The organism is Borborobacter arsenicus (assembly GCF_003934165.1).
Lineage (GTDB): Bacteria > Pseudomonadota > Alphaproteobacteria > Rhizobiales > Rhizobiaceae > Pseudaminobacter > Pseudaminobacter arsenicus.
Genome location: NZ_RKST01000001.1, coordinates 255,728 through 272,424, shown reverse-complemented (window position 1 = coordinate 272,424; position 16,697 = coordinate 255,728). Strand labels below are relative to the sequence as shown.

General features: G+C 61.3%; 11 protein-coding genes. 10 read left to right on the top strand and 1 reads right to left on the bottom strand.

Features of this window, described 5'->3' with window-relative positions; translation table 11 throughout:
• Window positions 1-193 precede the first annotated feature (193 nt).
• Window positions 194-967, bottom strand: coding sequence for a response regulator transcription factor (locus EET67_RS08925; protein ID WP_245450810.1), 774 nt, complete (start codon window positions 965-967; stop codon window positions 194-196).
• A 262-nt stretch (window positions 968-1,229) separates the two neighbouring features.
• Between EET67_RS08925 and EET67_RS08920 the strand changes: the two genes are divergently transcribed.
• The 10 genes from EET67_RS08920 to ribH all read left to right on the top strand — a co-directional run bounded on the left by EET67_RS08920 (window position 1,230) and on the right by ribH (window position 16,696).
• On the top strand, window positions 1,230-3,017 hold the full coding sequence (locus EET67_RS08920) for an adenylate/guanylate cyclase domain-containing protein (RefSeq protein WP_128626142.1): 1,788 nt from the start codon (window positions 1,230-1,232) through the stop codon (window positions 3,015-3,017).
• Between the two features lie 109 nt (window positions 3,018-3,126).
• Window positions 3,127-7,293 (top strand): cytochrome P450, encoded by a 4,167-nt coding sequence (locus tag EET67_RS08915; protein WP_128625797.1) that lies wholly within the window; start codon window positions 3,127-3,129, stop codon window positions 7,291-7,293.
• 136 nt (window positions 7,294-7,429) lie between these two features.
• A complete protein-coding gene (cckA, locus tag EET67_RS08910) occupies window positions 7,430-10,018 on the top strand; it encodes a cell cycle histidine kinase CckA (RefSeq protein ID WP_128625796.1) in 2,589 nt (862 codons plus the stop codon).
• A gap of 146 nt (window positions 10,019-10,164) precedes the next feature.
• Window positions 10,165-10,806, top strand: coding sequence for an ATP-dependent Clp protease proteolytic subunit (locus EET67_RS08905; protein ID WP_128625795.1), 642 nt, complete (start codon window positions 10,165-10,167; stop codon window positions 10,804-10,806).
• Window positions 10,807-11,089: 283 nt separating this feature from the next.
• The gene (clpX, locus tag EET67_RS08900) at window positions 11,090-12,364 is read left to right on the top strand and encodes an ATP-dependent Clp protease ATP-binding subunit ClpX (protein ID WP_128625794.1); all 1,275 of its coding nucleotides are present in this window, start codon (window positions 11,090-11,092) and stop codon (window positions 12,362-12,364) included.
• Between the two features lie 210 nt (window positions 12,365-12,574).
• On the top strand, window positions 12,575-13,888 hold the full coding sequence (glyA, locus tag EET67_RS08895) for a serine hydroxymethyltransferase (RefSeq protein WP_128625793.1): 1,314 nt from the start codon (window positions 12,575-12,577) through the stop codon (window positions 13,886-13,888).
• 102 nt (window positions 13,889-13,990) lie between these two features.
• Entirely contained in the window at window positions 13,991-14,458 is a 468-nt protein-coding gene (nrdR, locus tag EET67_RS08890; protein WP_128625792.1) for a transcriptional regulator NrdR, read from the top strand.
• A 3-nt stretch (window positions 14,459-14,461) separates the two neighbouring features.
• Window positions 14,462-15,574, top strand: a complete 1,113-nt coding sequence (ribD, locus tag EET67_RS08885; RefSeq protein ID WP_128625791.1) for a bifunctional diaminohydroxyphosphoribosylaminopyrimidine deaminase/5-amino-6-(5-phosphoribosylamino)uracil reductase RibD — start codon at window positions 14,462-14,464, stop codon at window positions 15,572-15,574.
• Window positions 15,574-16,188 carry a riboflavin synthase gene (locus EET67_RS08880; protein ID WP_128625790.1) on the top strand — a complete coding sequence of 205 codons (615 nt, stop codon included), beginning with the start codon at window positions 15,574-15,576 and terminating at the stop codon, window positions 16,186-16,188. Before ribD ends, EET67_RS08880 begins: the two co-directional genes overlap by 1 nt.
• A 52-nt stretch (window positions 16,189-16,240) precedes the next feature.
• Window positions 16,241-16,696 (top strand): 6,7-dimethyl-8-ribityllumazine synthase, encoded by a 456-nt coding sequence (ribH, locus tag EET67_RS08875; RefSeq protein WP_128625789.1) that lies wholly within the window; start codon window positions 16,241-16,243, stop codon window positions 16,694-16,696.
• Window position 16,697 lies beyond the last annotated feature (1 nt).

The following is a 16,697-nucleotide window of genomic DNA, read 5'->3' as shown; positions in this document are numbered from 1 at the left end:
CGTGAAGCGAACGCCTGAGGTACTTGGAACGGCCGTCCCTATTTCCGGCATCATGTATCGAAGCGGAATTTAATGCGCGCGGCCTGTTCGAAGGCTGGCGGGGCGCTGCCGCAGGGGCATCAACTGCGCATAGGCGCAGGCGGCTGCAAGGCCCAGGAAGTATAGGAGGGAAGCGGGATCGGTGCCCGCTACCCTATGACCTCGTGTCCAGTGGGAACAGGTCGTTGATCTTGTAGGCCACCTCGGTGCGGTTCGTGGCCTTCAGCTTTCTCATGATGTTACGGATATGGACCTTGACGGTGCTCTCATGAAGATCGAGCTCGTAGGCTATGATCTTATTGGCTTTTCCACGCCGAAGCGCATTCGCCACCTCTGCTTGGCGAGGTGTGAACATGCTTAATATCGGGTGGGTTTCCTGCATGCCGCTGTCAATGGCTGATTTCATCGCCACGACGCTGCTCGCAGGCACGAAAGTACCTCCAGCTAGAGCCAGGCTGATGGCTTCGGCACAGATCTCAATTCCCACGGAACTTGGAATGTAACCCCGCGCGCCGCATTCGAGCGCCTTCAATATCTGGGCGAGGTCGTCATTGTCGGCCAGTACGATGACCGGGACCGAATGGAATTTCGATACCAGTCGCGTTATGTCTTCCGAAATATCGGGATCGGTAAGCCTGCGACCGCCGACATTGACGAGAATGGCCGACAATGGCGGATGTTGAGCCTCCTGGCTGCGCCATTCCTCCATCGACCCGACCGCCACGACGTTCAGGCAGATGCCGCTCGATCTCAGGCTCTGGGTCAGGCATTGCCGTCCGAGGGCGCGGCTGTCCACGACGACCAGCGATTGCTCCCATATCGTTCTGGTCGTTTTCGGTTCACCTGGCGGCATGACTATGGGTGCACTGGCATCGCCGATATCGTTGATATGGCTATAATGTGTGGGTGTCGTGGTGCCCGTCATCATTGCGGTTGCTCCTCTCAACAGGATGATGGTTTCGTCGAGCAAGACTCTCGAACGATGCCGCATGCTGCAGTCGGATGTAGCGCGGGTCTGTGAAGGAAATTACACTCGATCTCAACTTTTGCGCGCAACCGATAATTCCGCTATGGTGACGCCCGGCGACCATGCGGAATGGTCGACAAGGTTGGTGCCGTGCGGAAAAACTGAAGACGGTCGGTCAAACGACCCGCTTCAGGCTCTGCAAGGCGGGGGTGCGATGGGGATGATGGCTGAGCGGCGCTACACCCGTCAGCTTGCGACGATCGTTTCTATTGATGCGGTAGGTTTCTCACGCCTGATGGGTCTCGACGACGAGGCGGCTGTCACGGCCTTCGAGGAACGACGGACGTTGATCGCCGAATCCTGCGAAGCTTATGGCGGGCGGACATTCGGTGCTGCCGGCGACAGCATCATGGCCGAGTTCGGAAATCCCATCGAGGCTCTGCGCGCCGCGTTTGACTTCCAGGAAAAGATTGCCGCTCTCAATCAGACTGTCGGCGAAAATATGCGCATGCCTTTCCGCGTGGGGCTCAACACAGGCGATGTCATCGTTCGCGACGAGAGCCTTTATGGTGATGACGTCAATATCGCGGCGCGGATCCAGGAATTCGCCCCGCAAGACGGTGTAGCCGTTTCGGAAACCACATGGCACCACGTCAAGGACAAGACCGCTACCCAATTCACCGACCTTGGCGAGTTCACCCTGAAGAATATCGCACTACCCGTTCGCGTGCTGGTTGCCGGCGGGGAGGGGCGTGCGACTACCAGCCGCCCGGCAATGCTGGCGCAGGCAGTAGGCAAGCAGAACACCCCTTCCGGCGGGTTGCCGACAATCGCCGTCCTGCCATTCCGCAACGATGGCAGCGAGCACGACATCGACTATATGGCCGATGCCATTGCCGAGGACATCATTCACGGTCTGTCGAATACACGATCAGTTTCGGTCATCGCCAAGAGTTCAAGCTTCCAGTTCCGCGACGACGCGCTGGGAACCAGGGCCGTCGGCATGGCGCTCGGCGCGCGCTACATCGTCAGCGGAAACCTCATGCGCCACGATTCGCGCATACGCGTGAATGCCGTCCTTGCCGATGCCTCCAACGGCCGACTGGTCTGGTCGCGGCGGTTCGAGCGGCCGCTCAGCGACATCTTCGACCTGCAGGACGAACTTGGTGGCGAGATCGTGTCGATATTGGAAAAGGAGGTCGACCGGGTCGAGCAAGTCAGGACCTTTCAGGTGCCATGGGAAAGCCTCGAGACCTGGCAACTGGTCCGGCGTGGGCGCTGGCATATGCAGCGGCGTACCCGGGAGGATACGGCGCTTGCGCTGGAATTCTTCCAGAAAGCCTATCAGGAGGACCCCAATTCGAGCGCCGTGCTCAATGAGCTTGCCTGGTGGTATTTCTGGCGGGCGTGGCTTCGTTCCGGCGACAGCAGTGACCTCGACAAGGTCGAGGACTATGCTCGCAAGGCATTGCTGATGGACAGCCAGGATGCACGTCCGCATGCCTATCTGGGCGTGGCCGAGATCATGCGCGCCCGGCCGAAAGCAGCGCTGGAGCATCTCGGCGAGGCGCTTCACATCAATCCGAGCTTCGCCTTCGCGCATTCGGGCATTGGCAGTGCCCATCTTTTGCTTGGGGAGGCGCAGGCGGCCATACCGTTCCTGCTCGATGCCGAAAGGCTGAGCCCGTTCGACATCTATCGTTTCCACAATCTTGGCGAGCTGACTGCCGCCCATTGCTTCATCAACGATTGGGACACGGCAATCGCCATAGCCGATCGTTCCCTCAGTCTGTCGCCGGGCTATTTTTATTCGCGCTATCTCAAGGTGGGGGCGCTGATGCGCAGCGGCCGCACCGAGGAGGGAAGGCAGGAATTTGCCATTTTCCAGGCCAGGCATCCGGAATTCTCGAACCAGCGGATCGAGTGGATCCCCTACGCCCATAAATCGGCCAACGCATTCATTATCGCCAGTTTCGAATTGGCACGGGGCACCGACCTCAAGGGACCGTGACCATCGCCCTTTGTGAAGCCGTTCACAGACCCCGACGATGTTGAGTGAGCAGATCGCAGTGCCTTGAGAAAGAAACCTAGCACCGGGCCGCGCCTCGGTCGGAACGCCGATGACGACGACAAAATACTATGCGGCAATCCATAAGGCCCAGGCCACTCAACCGCCTTTGGAAGAGTTGCCGGATTTCGACATTCAACGCCTTCGGTCGAAAGGCCTCGGCGCCCGGCTCACCAGCCATTTTCTCGAAAATCCGCGCTGGGCGCTCGCCCTGCTCAGACGGTTCTGGCCGAACCTGAAAATCGGCCGCTTCCTGCTGGTCACCAAAAGCCAGGATGTGCGCGACATACTGGAGCGGCAGGACGAATTTGAGACGCCTTACGGTTCTGAAATGGCCGAAATGGCGGGCGGCGCGAATTTCATCCTCGGCATGCGCGACGGGCCCGCCTATCGACGCATGAAATCCACTGTGCTCAGCGCTTTTCCGGTCGATGAGGTCGAGCAGATGGTCCGGCCGATTGCGGCACGCCACGCGGTCGAGATCATGCGCGGGGCAGCCCCCGGTTTCGACGTGGTCGATGGTCTGCTCAGGGTCGTGCCGGTGCGTATCTGCCGCGACTATTTCGGCATGCTGATCGACGATGAGAGGGAATTCGGCGACTGGGCCAACGCCTTGAGCGGGATTTTCTTTGCCGATCCCTTTGCCAGCCCCGTGGTGCGGGAATTGGCGGTCGTTGCGGCCGATCGAATGACCAAGGCGATAGACCGATCCGTCGAGGCGGTGCGCGCAGGCCGGATAAATGCCGAAACGCCACTCGGGCGCCTGGTTGCGATGCTCGATGCGCCGTCGCCGCTGCTCAGTCTTGGCGAGCTTCATTCGATCATGATGGGCATGATTGCCGGCTTCACCCCGACAAACCTGCTTGCCTCCGCCAATTGCCTGGATGTGGTCCTGTCGCGGCCGGAAGCGCAAAGCGCCATCGAAACGGCGGTGCGTGCAGGGGATATCGAAGCGCTGGACCGGGCGATCAGGGAGGCAATGCGCTTCAAGCCGATCTGGATCGGACCATTCCGCTATGTCACGCGCGATGCGCTGATCGCACGGGGAACGAGCCGCGAACGCCTGATCAAGGCAGGAACCACGGTGATGCCTTCCACCCTGTCCGCCATGTTCGATGCCGACGCGGTGTCCGATCCCGAGATGTTCGACCCGGATCGCCCGGCGCGCGATTATCTGGTCTACGGCCACGGCATCCATCTGTGCATCGGTGCGGCCATTGCCAAGGTGCAGATCGGCGAGTGCTTCCGTGCCCTGTTTGCCAAGGTTGGGGTCAGGCGCGCGAAGGGCAGGGCGGGCCGTCTTGTCCGCCTCGGGGCCTATCCGCAGCATCTCAAGATCGAGTTCGAACAATCGCCGTTGAGCAAGACGGTATCGCAGTCGATGGTCACGGTGGTTTGCGAAATCAGGCGCGGCACGTCGCTGGCCGAGTTGCGCGCCAAGGTCGAGCGGCTCGGCAACCCTGCCATCCACGAAATTGACAATGCGCTCGATGCAAGTGGCATCATTCACTTTGCCAGTCTCGCGGTGGCCTGCAAGGCTGACCCGGCTGACGAGGGGCCGGACGATGTGGCGCATCTCGTGCTCGAACTGTCGGGCGATGGCTCCCAGGACGAGGTGCTGGAGGAGTTCACCCACCAGGCTGGCCCATTCATCGGCGAAATATTTGAAGCGGCCGCCGGGTTTGACGGTGCCGAGCCGCTGGAGAAATTCCTCCGGCGGCATGCGCTCAAGATATCTCCTTCTTTCGGCAGCAATTCAGGTCTGGTGTTTTCGGGGACGCCGGGCCATTCGGTTGCCCGCATCCAGGCTGAAGCCGACCTCGCCGATGCGGTGCGCGCGATGATCGATGAGGCCGGGCCCGCCAAGGAAAGCCGCGCCGGCGCGTTGCTTGCACTGGTACGGCGGCGGCTGGCGTCCGACGAGGATCGCGCCTGGGCATTCGAGCCGGCCGACAGCCTGCTGGAAAAGCCCAAGGGCAGCGTGTGGCGGGCCGTCAAGGCGACATTGATGGCGCCGCCGATTCTGGCTGTCGTCATTCTCGTGCTGGCCGTCTTCTGGTGGATCACCTATACGGTGGTTTTCGACTATCGGCCGGGCATCTTGCGCAATCTGCTGGTGGGCGGCTCCGCGCTGGTGCTCACATTGGCCGGCTTGACCCTTTTGCTTGCTTTTGTCGCCTTGCTTTTCTTTTTTGCATTGCGGCGTCTGGAAAAGCGTGATCCTTCGGGCGCGGATCTTGTCAGTATGGATCGGCTCAACGATATTCTTGCGCGCGAAAATCGCGGCGCGCAAAATAATCTCACTGCCATTTCCAGCGTAAAACCCGGCTCGCTGCGCAGGCTTGCATTGCGCGTTGCCTTCTATCTGATTTCGATTTCGGCCCGCAACGTCTTTCGCCCCGGCATGCTTGCCAGCATCGACACCATACATTTTGCGCGATGGGTGCTTCTGCCTGGCACCAACCAGCTGATGTTCTTCAGCAATTTCGGCGGCGGCTGGGAAAGCTACCTGGAGGATTTCATCGTCAAGGCGCATGCCGGCCTGACCAGTGTGTGGAGCAACACATTGGGATTCCCCAAGACCCGAGCCTTGTTCTTCGAAGGGGCGACCGACGGCGACCGGTTCAAGCGCTGGGCAAGGGCGCAGCAGATACCGACCCTGTTCTGGTATCGGGCCTATCCCGAAATCAACACTTTGCGCATCCGCATCAATTCGATGATCCGCCAAGGTATCGCCAGGGGCCACACGGAAAGCGAGGCGCGCGACTGGCTGGCGCTTTTCGGCTCGCTTCCACGGCCAGCCGGAGCCATCGAAACCGAGGAAATGCAGTCCATCATCTTCGGTGCGCTTGGCCCGTTGAAGCATGCCGCAATGGTGGCGGTGAATATCCCGGATGGCCTTGCGCATGCCGGGCGCAGAGCCTGGCTGGAATTCGTCACAGCCCATACCAGCTTCGGGGATCGCCTGCCGCAAGGCCGCGCAATGATGGCGGTGTTCGGTCCGGAGGGACTCAGGCGCCTCGGCCTGGATGATGATGGCCGCGACCCGCTCGCCACATTTCCACTGGCGTTCCGGCAGGGCATGGGCAATGCGGCCCGAAGCCGGATGCTGGACGATATCGGCCCGAACGCGCCGGAGCGCTGGGAATGGGGTTCGGCCGCAAAGCCCGTCGACGCAATGGTGATATGCTATGCGGCAGACCTCGATGCGTTGGTTGCCCATGTGGCTGAGCTGGAACATGTCACCAAGGCCGCGGGCATGGGCATCACCGCGCGTCTGCCGTTGATCGTTCGGCGCAGGGGCAAGCTGCCGCTTGAGCATTTCGGCTTTGCCGACGGCGTCTCGCAACCTACCATCAAGGGGCTGCGTGGCGGCGCTTCCGGGCCGGATATGCACAATATCGCGCCGGGGGAATTTATCTTCGGCTACAAGGACGAATACGGCCGCTACCCACCGACACCGACGATACCTGCTTCGCGCGACGAGGAAGGCCTGCTGTCGTCGGTCAGCGGGGAGGGCGAGCCTTTGCCCAGTTCGCAAGCGCATCTGCGCGACTTCGGCCGCAATGGAAGCTTTGTCGTCATCCGGCAACTGGAGCAGCATGTCGAGCAGTTTGACAATTTCTGCTGTTCGGCGGCAGCGCAGGTGCGGCAGAGGACCGGCAATGAGGCGATCGATGCCGAGTGGGTCGCCGCCAAGATGGTCGGACGTTGGCGGGATGGAACCTCGCTGGTGCGCAACCCCAACGGCCGTCCGGCACGCGAGCCGGACAATGATTTCACCTATGGTGCGGAAGACCCGCAGGGGCTTTTCTGTCCGCTGGGATCGCATGTGCGGCGCGCCAATCCGCGCGATTCACTCGGTCCCGATCGCGAAACCCAACTGAGGATCAGCAAACGGCACCGGATTTTACGCCGTGGCCGCACCTATGAGAAGGACGGCGAAAAAGGGCTGCTGTTCATCTGCCTCAATGCCGATATCGAAAGGCAATATGAGTTCATGCAGCAGACCTGGGTGTCGTCCGGTTCGTTCCATGGGTTGCCGCAGGAAAAGGACCCTACGATCGGCTATCAGAATGGCAGCGGCCGTTTTTCCATTCCCACCCATGATGGCGCGGTCATATTGAGCGGGTTGCCCAGTTTCGTCACCACGCGAGGCGGCGGCTATTTCTTCATGCCGAGCCGATCGGCGCTGCGCTATATGATGTCGCGTCTTTAGACGCTTCCGATACACAGAACCGGTTCCATCTGAATTCATCTTGTTCTAGGCCTATGCCTGTCTGCCAGAATGTGATTCAAGCAGACAGGCGCCCATTCAGGCGCCGGGAGAGCGCGGGAACACGGGCAAGAGACGGATGGGAAACGAAAAGCGGGGTGAATTCTATCCCATACCGATGGTCGACCACAATTCGCGCCCCGGCACGATCACGCGGCTGATCATCTTCACCGTGGTCCTCACCGGGGCTGCGGTTGTTTTCGGTATTTTCCGCGAGCGCTTCGGCGATCCCTTCCTGCTCGGCATGCTCGGCATCCTGGCGATGATCGGTGTTGGCTATCTTTTTGCCACTGCCATCGGCTTTATCGAATTCGCACGGCGTTCATCCACGGACGATCTGTCCAGGGCGTTTGTGGATTCAATGGCGCAGGGGCTCGTCGTCACCGACACCAAGGGGCGGATCGTCTACGCAAACCGTGCCTATGCCGACATGACCGGAGCTTCGACACCGGCAGACCTGAAGACGGTGGAAGGGTTGCTGTCTGATGTTGCCGAGGCGTCGCCGACGATCTATCGCCTTGCGTCCGGCCTGCGCGACGGCCAGGCCGGCGATGGCGAGTTTCGGTTGTCGCAAGCGGTTCGTCCGGGTTCGGCGCCCGGTGCCCATTGGTATCGCGCCAGGGCCCGCACCTTCAATATTCCCGGCCATCGCCAGCCTTTGTTTGCATGGCAGCTTGCCGACATTTCCAAGGAGCGAGCCGAGCAGGAACGCTTCTTCCTCGATCTGCAGAAGGCTATCGACCACCTTGATCATGCTCCTGCCGGTTTCTTCTCCGCCGATCAGGAAGGGCGCGTCACCTATATCAACGCCACCCTTGCCGAATGGCTTGGGATCGACCTTGCCAGTTTCACGCCGGGTGCGACCACCCTGCATGAGATCGTGGCCGGTGACGGCATGGCGTTGATCCGCTCGGTCAAGGCCGATCCGGGCACGACGCGGAACGCCGTGATCGATCTTGATCTCACGACGGTCAATGGCGAGGCATTGCCGGTGCGCTTCCTGCATCGGGTTTCGGCTAGCCGCGAGGGGCTGCATGGTCCCACGCGCACCATCGTGCTCAACCGCACCGAGGGCGAGGATTCCTCGGCCGATCTGCGCGCCGCCGAAGTGCGCTTCACGCGGTTTTTCAATTCCACGCCGATGGCCATTGCCGGCGTCGATCAGGACGGCCGCATCCTGCGCACCAATGCCCCGTTCCTCTCGCTGTTTGCCAATGTCGTCGACCGCGACGCGGTGGACCGGCGCGTTCGTCTCGACACCGTCATTCATGAGCGCGACCGTGCCGCGCTTGCCACCGCACTGGAGAAGGCGCATCTGCAACAGGCCGATATCGCCCCGATCGACACGGTCCTGCCCAACGATGAGGAGCGCCATATCCGCGTCTATGTGAACGCGGTGGCCGACGGCACAGGCGGGCAGGACGCGGAGGAGGCGGCGATCGTCTACGCGGTCGAGACCACGGAGCAGAAGGCGCTGGAAAGCCAGATGGCACAGAGCCAGAAGATGCAGGCGGTCGGCCAGCTTGCCGGCGGCATCGCGCATGATTTCAACAATGTGCTGACTGCCATCATCATGGCGTCAGACCTCCTGTTGACCAACCACCGGCCGTCTGACCCGTCTTTCCCCGACATCATGAACATCAAGCAGAACGCGAACCGCGCTGCTTCGCTGGTCCGCCAGTTGCTCGCCTTCTCGCGCAAGCAGACGCTGCGTCCGGAGGTGCTCAGCCTGACCGATGTGCTTGCCGATCTGCGCATGCTGCTTGCCCGCCTCGTCGGCACATCCGTGTCGTTGAAGGTCGATCATGGCCGCGACCTGTGGCCGGTGAAGGTCGATCTGGGCCAGTTCGAGCAGGTGATCGTCAATCTCACCGTCAATGCCCGTGACGCTATGCCGGATGGCGGCGAACTCATCATCCGCACCAAGAATGTCGCGGAAGAAGACTGCCGCGCCTTTGGCTACCGCGAACTCGTCCCGGCCGATTATGTGATGATCGAGGTCGAGGACACCGGAACCGGTATCCCGCCGGACGTGCTGAAAAAGGTGTTCGAACCCTTCTTCACCACCAAGGAAGTCGGCAAGGGCACCGGGCTTGGCCTGTCCATGGTCTATGGCATCATCAAGCAGACCGGCGGCTTCATCTTCTGCGACTCCGAGCCGGGCAAAGGCACGGTGTTCCGCATCCTGCTGCCGCGTCATGCAAGCGAGGCGCAGCCGGCTCAAGCCGAGCAGAAGCCCAACGGTGCCGGCACCGAGGCGCCGGTCGCAAAGGCGCCGGAAGCCGTGCGCGATCTGTCCGGTTCGGCGACCGTGCTGCTGGTCGAGGACGAGGACGCCGTGCGCATGGGCGGCATGCGGGCGCTGACCTCGCGCGGCTACACCGTGCACGAAGCGTCGTCGGGTGTGGAGGCGCTGGAAATTTACCACGAACTCGAAGGCCAGGTCGATGTGGTGGTTTCCGACGTGGTCATGCCTGAAATGGACGGGCCGACATTGCTTGGCGAGCTAAGGAAGCTGCAGCCGGACATCAAGTTCATCTTCGTTTCCGGCTACGCCGAAGACGCATTTGCCCGCAACCTGCCAGCCGATGCCCAGTTCGGCTTCCTGCCCAAGCCGTTCTCGCTCAAGCAGCTGGCAACCGTCGTCAAGGAAGTGCTCGAAAAATAGCCGATGGCCACCATTTACCACGCGCGAGGTCGGACCGGTGCCGGTCTTGCGCAAGGGGGAGTGGACATCCTATTTATCGGGAGACATACACTCATCGAATCTGCCATCCGGCGCCGCAATCCCCTCCTGACCCAAAGGGACGTTTTATGAAGAACCCCGTCGAAACCTACATGAACCTGGTGCCGATGGTCGTTGAGCAGACCAATCGCGGCGAACGCGCCTACGACATCTTCTCGCGCCTGCTCAAGGAGCGCATCATTTTCATTACCGGCCCTGTCGAAGACGGCATGGCCACGCTGGTTTGTGCACAGCTTCTGTTTCTTGAGGCGGAAAATCCGAAGAAAGAGATCAATCTCTACATCAATTCGCCGGGCGGCGTGGTCACCAGCGGCATGGCGATCTACGATACCATGCAGTTCATCAAGCCGGCTGTCTCCACGCTCTGCATCGGGCAGGCGGCCTCGATGGGCTCGCTTCTTCTGTGCGCCGGCCACAAGGACATGCGCTTTGCCACGCCGAATGCCCGCATTATGGTCCATCAGCCCTCTGGTGGTTTCCAGGGGCAGGCCTCCGACATCGAAAGGCACGCTCAGGATATCATCAAGCTGAAGCGCCGCCTCAACGAGGTCTATGTCAAGCACACCGGAAAAGATTATGAAACCATCGAAAGGACGCTCGACCGCGACCATTTCATGACCGCGGACGAGGCGCTTGATTTCGGGCTGATCGACAGGGTCATTTCGACGCGCGAAGCCGTGGAAGGGCCCGAGTCGACGCCGGTGAAGTGAGGTTTTGTGGCGGGAAATGTGGAATGGCGCACTTTTAAGGCACCTCTGCGGTATTTCCGTCACAATTTGCTGTTCCCTCGACGGCGTCTACGACCTACGTTAAGTTTGTATTGAGTTTCGGCGGCTTAGCTTTATGCGGGGGCTGCCGTGAATCGAGTGACGTTCCATCAGTGCAGAGTTGAGCGTTGATGGAGGGCACCGATGGTGATGCATCCCATGGAAGGCATCATCATACGGGGTTTGGCCGGACTACCGGCCGGGCAGGACTGAAAGGACTTGGACAATGAGCAAGGTCAGCAACGGCGGCGGTGATTCCAAGAACACGCTGTACTGCTCGTTTTGCGGCAAGAGCCAGCACGAGGTCCGCAAGCTGATTGCTGGCCCGACAGTGTTCATCTGCGACGAGTGCGTCGAACTGTGCATGGACATCATCCGCGAGGAGAACAAGACCTCGATGGTGAAGTCGCGCGAAGGCGTGCCCACCCCGCAGGAGATCCTGGCGGTGCTGGACGACTATGTCATCGGCCAGCCCTATGCCAAGCGGGTCCTTTCGGTGGCGGTCCACAATCACTATAAGCGCCTGGCACATGCCTCCAAGAGCAATGACGTCGAACTGGCGAAGTCCAACATCCTGCTGATCGGCCCGACCGGCTGCGGCAAGACGCTGCTTGCGCAGACGCTTGCGCGCATCATCGATGTGCCGTTCACCATGGCGGATGCCACCACGCTCACCGAGGCGGGCTATGTCGGTGAAGATGTTGAAAACATCATCCTGAAGCTGCTGCAGTCGGCAGACTACAATGTCGAGCGCGCCCAGCGCGGCATCGTCTATATCGACGAAATCGACAAGATCAGCCGCAAGTCGGACAATCCGTCGATAACCCGTGATGTGTCGGGCGAGGGCGTGCAGCAAGCTCTGCTCAAGATCATGGAAGGGACGGTCGCTTCCGTTCCGCCGCAGGGCGGCAGGAAGCATCCGCAGCAGGAGTTCCTGCAGGTGGATACCGCCAATATATTGTTCATCTGCGGCGGCGCCTTTGCCGGCCTCGACAAGATCATTTCGGATCGCGGCCGCAAGACCTCGATTGGCTTCGGCGCGACGGTTGCTTCGCCTGAGGACCGCCGTGCCGGCGACCTCTTCCGCCAGGTGGAGCCGGAAGATCTGCTGAAGTTCGGCCTCATTCCGGAATTCGTTGGCCGTTTGCCGGTTCTGGCGACGCTGGAGGATCTGGACGAGCCGGCGCTGATCCAGATTCTGACCGAACCAAAGAACGCCCTGGTCAAGCAGTATCAGCGCCTGTTCGAAATGGAGAATGTCGAGCTGTCGTTCCATGAGAACGCGCTTTCGGCTATCGCCAAGCGCGCCATCGAGCGCAAGACCGGTGCGCGTGGCCTGCGTTCCATCATGGAAGCCATCCTGCTCGACACCATGTTTGAGCTGCCGGCGCTGGAAGGCGTGCAGGAAGTGGTGATTTCGGAGGAAGTGGTGACCGGCAGTGCACGGCCGCTCTACATCTATTCCGAGCAAAAGGAAAAGAAGGGCAATGTCAGCGCCTGATCCGGCCTGATTTCTCTTTAATCGTTGAAGGCCGCCCGAGGGCGGCCTTTTTCATATATGTTGGGCTAATGGCGCAAGGCAGCCATCAAATTTCGAGATGCGAGCGTGGCGGCAGTGGAACAACTGTGCTAAGGGCCGCCGTGACTGGTGTCCGTTGGGGAATGATGGGCACCGCCCCTGACCGTTCCAGACAGCAAGGATTGACCCGACATGGCAAGAGACTCGGCCGATTCGCAACATTTCGAATCCTTTTTCTCCACGACTTTGGCCGATGCCGATCCCGAGATTTTCGGCGCTATCCGCAACGAGCTGGGTCGCCAGCGCCATGAGATCGAGCTGATCGCCTCCGAAAACATCGTCAGCCGGGCCGTGCTGGAGGCGCAGGGCTCGATCATGACCAACAAATATGCGGAAGGGTATCCGGGCAAGCGCTATTATGGCGGCTGTCAATTCGTCGACGTTGCCGAGGAGCTGGCCATCGCACGCGCTAAGAAGCTGTTTGACTGCAACTTTGCCAATGTGCAGCCCAATTCGGGCAGCCAGATGAATCAGGCGGTGTTCCTCGCCCTGCTGCAGCCGGGCGACACTTTCATGGGCCTCGATCTCAATTCGGGTGGCCATCTGACCCACGGTTCTCCGGTCAACATGTCCGGCAAGTGGTTCAAGGTCGTCTCCTATGGTGTGCGCAAGGACGACCATCTGCTCGACATGGATGAAGTGGCGCGCCTTGCCCGCGAGACCAAGCCGAAGCTGATCCTTGCCGGTGGCACCGCCTATTCGCGTGTATGGGACTGGAAGCGCTTCCGCGAGATCGCCGATGAGGTCGGCGCCTATCTGATGGTCGACATGGCCCATATTGCCGGCCTGGTTGCCGGCGGCCAGCATCCGTCGCCGCTGCCCTATGCGCATGTCGTCACGACGACCACGCATAAGTCGCTTCGTGGTCCGCGCGGCGGCATGATCCTGACCAACGACGAGGAGATCGCCAAGAAGATGAATTCGGCGGTGTTCCCCGGACTTCAGGGCGGGCCGCTGATGCATGTGGTTGCCGCCAAGGCGGTTGCGCTGGGTGAGGCGCTGAAGCCGGAATTCAAGACCTATGCCGCCAATATCGTCGCCAACGCCAAGGCATTGTCCGAGAGCCTGAAGGCAAGCGGCCTCGATATCGTTTCCGGCGGCACCGACAATCATCTGATGCTGGTCGACCTGCGGCCCAAGAACGCCACCGGCAAGCGCGCCGAGGCGGCGCTCGGCCGCGCCAACATCACCTGCAACAAGAATGGCATTCCGTTCGACCCCGAAAAGCCCTTCGTCACCTCCGGAGTGCGGCTTGGTACGCCTGCCGGCACCACGCGCGGCTTCGGTCAGGCTGAATTCCGCGAAATCGGCAATCTGATTGCCGAGGTTCTGGACGGACTGAAGGTCGCCAACTCCGACGAAGGCAATGCGGCGGTCGAAGCTGCGGTGAAGAAGAAGGTTGTGGAACTGACCGACCGCTTCCCGCTCTACCCCTATCTGGGATAAGGCACATCGGTTCCTTCCAATGACTGCGGGATGCGCTTTGCTTCCCGCCTGAAAGGCTCTAATCCTTTCGCGAGAGGAATCGCGAAAGGATGAAGGCTTTCCATGCGCTGCCCCTATTGCCAGTCTGAAGACACCCAGGTGAAGGATTCCCGCCCTGCCGAAGATGGTGCGGCGATCCGCAGGCGGCGTGTCTGCCCCGACTGTGGCGGGCGCTTCACCACCTTCGAGCGCGTGCAATTGCGTGACCTGGTCGTGGTCAAGAAATCCGGCCGCAAGGTTCCGTTCAGCCGCGACAAGCTGCTGCGCTCAATGGAAATCGCCGTGCGCAAACGCAATGTCGACCCCGAGCGCATCGACCGCGCCGTCACCGGTATAGTGCGCCAGCTTGAAAGCTCCGGTGAAACCGAGGTGACCACCGGCGAGATCGGGCGGCTGGTCATGGAGGCGCTGAAGTCGCTCGACGATGTCGCCTATGTGCGCTTTGCCTCGGTCTACCGCAACTTCCGTGAAGCCAAGGATTTCCACGAGGTCCTGGGCGAGCTTAAAGGCGAGGATGAGGATCTCAACTGAGCCATGAGCGGCGTTGACGAGGCCACAGACCGGCGTTTCATGGCGGCAGCGCTGCGGTTGTCGCGCAAGCATGCCGGTCTGACTGCCACCAACCCGGCTGTCGGCACGCTTATCGTGCGCGACGACGGCAATGGTCCCGTCATCGTCGGCAGGGGTGTTACCGCTGTCGGTGGCCGGCCCCATGCCGAGGCCGAGGCTATGGCCGAGGCGGGCGATCTGGCGCGTGGTGCCACCGCCTATGTCACGCTCGAGCCCTGCGCCCACCATGGCCGCACGCCGCCTTGCGCCAATGCGCTGGTGGCCGCCGGAATTGCCCGCGTGGTGGGTGCGGCGAGCGATCCCGATCCGCGCGTTTCGGGCAAGGGCTATGCGATCCTGCGCCAGGCCGGCATCGAAGTGGTGGAGCGCGTCCTGGCCGACCAGGCCGCCGATCAGCTTGCTGGTTACCTTATGCGCTCGGTTAGCAAGCGACCCCAAGTGACGCTGAAGCTTGCGCTTTCCTCCGACGACATGATCGGCCGGATGGGCGAGGGGCAAATTGCCATTACGGGTGCGGCATCGCGCCGGCAGGTGCATCTGATGCGCGCGGAGGCCGATGCTATCCTGATCGGCATCAACACAGCGCTCGCCGACGATCCGGAATTGACCGTTCGCCTGCCGGGGCTGGAGAGCCGTTCGCCTGCCCGCATCGTTCTGGATCGTCTGGCGCGGCTTGATCCCGCCTCGAAACTGGCGCGGTCGGCGCAGAGCGTGCCGGTTTTCGTGGCGATCGACGCCGAGGCCGACGCCGGCCGTCGCGGCAAGCTTGAGGCACTGGGCGTGAAGTTCATTTCGACGGACACGTTCGAGGGCCGTATAGCGCTGCCCGAATTGCTGGAGGACCTCGCCGCACAAGGCATCATGGACGTGCTGGTCGAGGGCGGAGCAGGGACGGCGCGGGCTTTTCTCGAAGACGGCATGGTCGACCGGCTGGTGCTCTTCCAGGGGCCGCAGCCTCTGGGCGCTGGGGGCATTGCGTCGCCTGTGTCCCGCGACCATATGCCGGAGGGATTTCGTCTGCTGCGCGAGGCACGCTTCGGCGACGACGCCTATGGCGAATGGATAAGGGATAGCTGATGTTTACCGGAATTGTCACCGATGTGGGCAAGGTCGCCTCGCTCGCACCGCTGTCTAAGGGCGTCAGGCTGCGCATCGAAACCGCCTATGACCCGAAAACGATAGACATCGGTGCCTCGATCGCCTGCGCGGGCGTCTGCCTGACGGTGGTGGGGCTGCCGGAAGCGGGCTCAAACCAGCGCTGGTTCGAGGTCGAGGCATGGGAGGAGGCATTGCGGCTCACCACTGCTTCGTCCTGGGAGGCCGGCACGCAAGTTAATCTCGAACGTGCGCTCAAGATCGGCGACGAACTTGGCGGCCATATTGTTTCCGGCCATGTCGATGGCCTGGCTGAGATCGTTGCGCGTGAGGATGAGGGGGATGCGGTGCGCTTTCGCCTCGCCGCACCGCGCGAACTGGCGAAGTTCATTGCGCCCAAGGGTTCGGTGGCGCTGGACGGCACCTCGCTGACGGTCAATCAGGTACAAGGCACCCAATTTGACGTGCTCCTGATCCACCATTCGCTGACCGTCACCACATGGGGTGAACGCAAGGTGGGCGACCGCGTCAATGTGGAGGTGGACACGATGGCGCGCTACGCAGCACGGCTTGCGGAAGCGGCCAAAGAAGCCTAGACCACCGCTTCTGATTTCAGGGGGCTCGCTCCCCCGCATCCGGAGAGACTTCATGACCAGCCCCAACGCGCCGAAACTGCTCATCGTCGAAGCGCGCTTCTACGACGAACTGGCCGATGCCCTGCTCGACGGAGCCAAGGCCGCACTGGATGCAGCCGGTGCGGCCTATGATGTCGTGACGGTGCCCGGCGCGCTGGAGATTCCGGCCGTGATCTCCTATGCGCTGGATGGTGCCGCCGATGGCGGCGTCGACTATGACGGATTCGTTGCTCTCGGTACGGTCATTCGCGGTGAAACCTATCATTTCGACATTGTCGCCAATGAGTCCTGCCGGGCACTGATGGATTTGGCCGTGGATGAATCGCTGGCAGTCGGCAATGGCATCCTGACGGTCGAGAATGACGAGCAGGCCTGGGTACGCGCCCGCCGCAGCGAGGGTGACAAGGGCGGTTTTGCTGCCCGTGCCGCCTTGACCATGATTGCACTGCGCGAAAAACTCGGAGCCTGAA

Excerpts from the sequence above, each read along its gene's own strand:
- EET67_RS08925 (WP_245450810.1), bottom strand. The coding sequence starts at position 967 with ATGATGACGGGCACCACGACACCCACACATTATAGCCATATCAACGAT.
- EET67_RS08920 (WP_128626142.1), top strand. The coding sequence starts at position 1,230 with ATGGCTGAGCGGCGCTACACCCGTCAGCTTGCGACGATCGTTTCTATT.
- EET67_RS08915 (WP_128625797.1), top strand. The coding sequence starts at position 3,127 with ATGACGACGACAAAATACTATGCGGCAATCCATAAGGCCCAGGCCACT.
- cckA (WP_128625796.1), top strand. The coding sequence starts at position 7,430 with ATGGGAAACGAAAAGCGGGGTGAATTCTATCCCATACCGATGGTCGAC.
- EET67_RS08905 (WP_128625795.1), top strand. The coding sequence starts at position 10,165 with ATGAAGAACCCCGTCGAAACCTACATGAACCTGGTGCCGATGGTCGTT.
- clpX (WP_128625794.1), top strand. The coding sequence starts at position 11,090 with ATGAGCAAGGTCAGCAACGGCGGCGGTGATTCCAAGAACACGCTGTAC.
- glyA (WP_128625793.1), top strand. The coding sequence starts at position 12,575 with ATGGCAAGAGACTCGGCCGATTCGCAACATTTCGAATCCTTTTTCTCC.
- nrdR (WP_128625792.1), top strand. The coding sequence starts at position 13,991 with ATGCGCTGCCCCTATTGCCAGTCTGAAGACACCCAGGTGAAGGATTCC.
- ribD (WP_128625791.1), top strand. The coding sequence starts at position 14,462 with ATGAGCGGCGTTGACGAGGCCACAGACCGGCGTTTCATGGCGGCAGCG.
- EET67_RS08880 (WP_128625790.1), top strand. The coding sequence starts at position 15,574 with ATGTTTACCGGAATTGTCACCGATGTGGGCAAGGTCGCCTCGCTCGCA.
- ribH (WP_128625789.1), top strand. The coding sequence starts at position 16,241 with ATGACCAGCCCCAACGCGCCGAAACTGCTCATCGTCGAAGCGCGCTTC.